The following is a 1258-nucleotide window of genomic DNA, read 5'->3' as shown; positions in this document are numbered from 1 at the left end:
CCACTTGTTTGAACAACTAAAAGCGTATTTATAAGTGATATTCCGCTCTAGTTAAGCCACCTTGTTTTGTTGGGGTAGCTGATCATAGTAAAACTCATTTGGTGTCATTTTGTCTAGACTCGAATGAGGTCGTTTCAAATTATAAAACTCAAAATATGCACTTAATTGCTTTTTCGCATCTGTGACACTGCTATAAGCTTTGAGATACACCTCTTCATATTTAACGCTCCGCCATAATCGTTCAACCATCACATTATCTACCCATCGACCTTTACCATCCATACTGATTTGAATGCCATTTGATTTCAATACATCAATAAATGCATCACTGGTAAACTGGCTGCCTTGGTCTGTATTAAATATTTCAGGTCGACCATATTTTTCAATCGCTTCATTTAAAGCCGAAATACAAAAATCCACCTCCATACTAATCGATACCCTATGCGCAAGTACCTTGCGGCTATGCCAATCAATCACAGCACATAAATAAACAAAGCCTTTTGCCATAGGGATATACGTTATATCCGTAGACCACACTTGATTACTGCGCTGAATAGCCAACCCTTTGAGCAGATATGGATATTTACGGTGAGCTTGATTAGCCTGGCTTAAATTTGGTTTGCAATATAACGCCTGAATACCCATTTTCTTCATTAAAGTACGTGTATGACGTCGTCCTATATGATGTCCTTGACGATTCAACAAATCACGCATCATACGACTGCCTGCAAAAGGATATTGCATATGTAATTCATCAATACATCGCATCAGCTTCAGATCTGATGCACTCACAGGTTTTGGGCGATAGTAATAACAACCACGGGAGACTTTCAGCAGCTTAGCTTGCTTAGATACTGAAATCTGAAGTGAGTCGTCGATTAACTTTTGTGGTTGAAGCGGCCCAGTTTCTTCAACACACCTTCTAAAAAATCAATTTCTAATGCCTGCTCACCGATTTTTGCATGTAGTTTTTTTAGATCGATGGGTGGTTCTGTTGGAGCTTTTGATTGATCGAAAGCTTGCGAGGAAGCTGAGATCAATTGATTTTTCCAGTCAATAATTTGGTTTTGATGAACATCAAACTCAGCACTCAATTCAGCAAGTGTTTTTTCTGCTTTAATCGCAGCAAGTGCTACCTTAGCTTTAAAATCATTTGAATGATTTCTTCTTGGTCTACGTGCCATAAAATACTCCATATATTGATGTTTATAACATCATTTGAGGAGCAGAATATCACTTATAGGAGTTGTTCAAATTT

1 protein-coding gene is annotated in these 1258 nt (G+C 37.9%); it reads right to left on the bottom strand.

Annotation, left to right across the window (positions count from 1 at the left end):
- Window positions 1-51: 51 nt before the first annotated feature.
- A protein-coding gene (locus FTV52_RS14545) for an IS3-like element ISAba14 family transposase (protein WP_223155595.1) occupies window positions 52-1184 on the bottom strand; the annotation gives its coding sequence in 2 pieces (ribosomal slippage) (window positions 52-932 and window positions 932-1184; 1134 coding nt in all).
- Window positions 1185-1258: the final 74 nt, after the last annotated feature.

The sequence above is a fragment of the Acinetobacter sp. YH1901141 genome (genome assembly GCF_013416935.1).
Classification (GTDB): Bacteria; Pseudomonadota; Gammaproteobacteria; order Pseudomonadales; family Moraxellaceae; genus Acinetobacter; species Acinetobacter towneri.
This window is presented reverse-complemented; position numbering and strand designations above follow the sequence as displayed.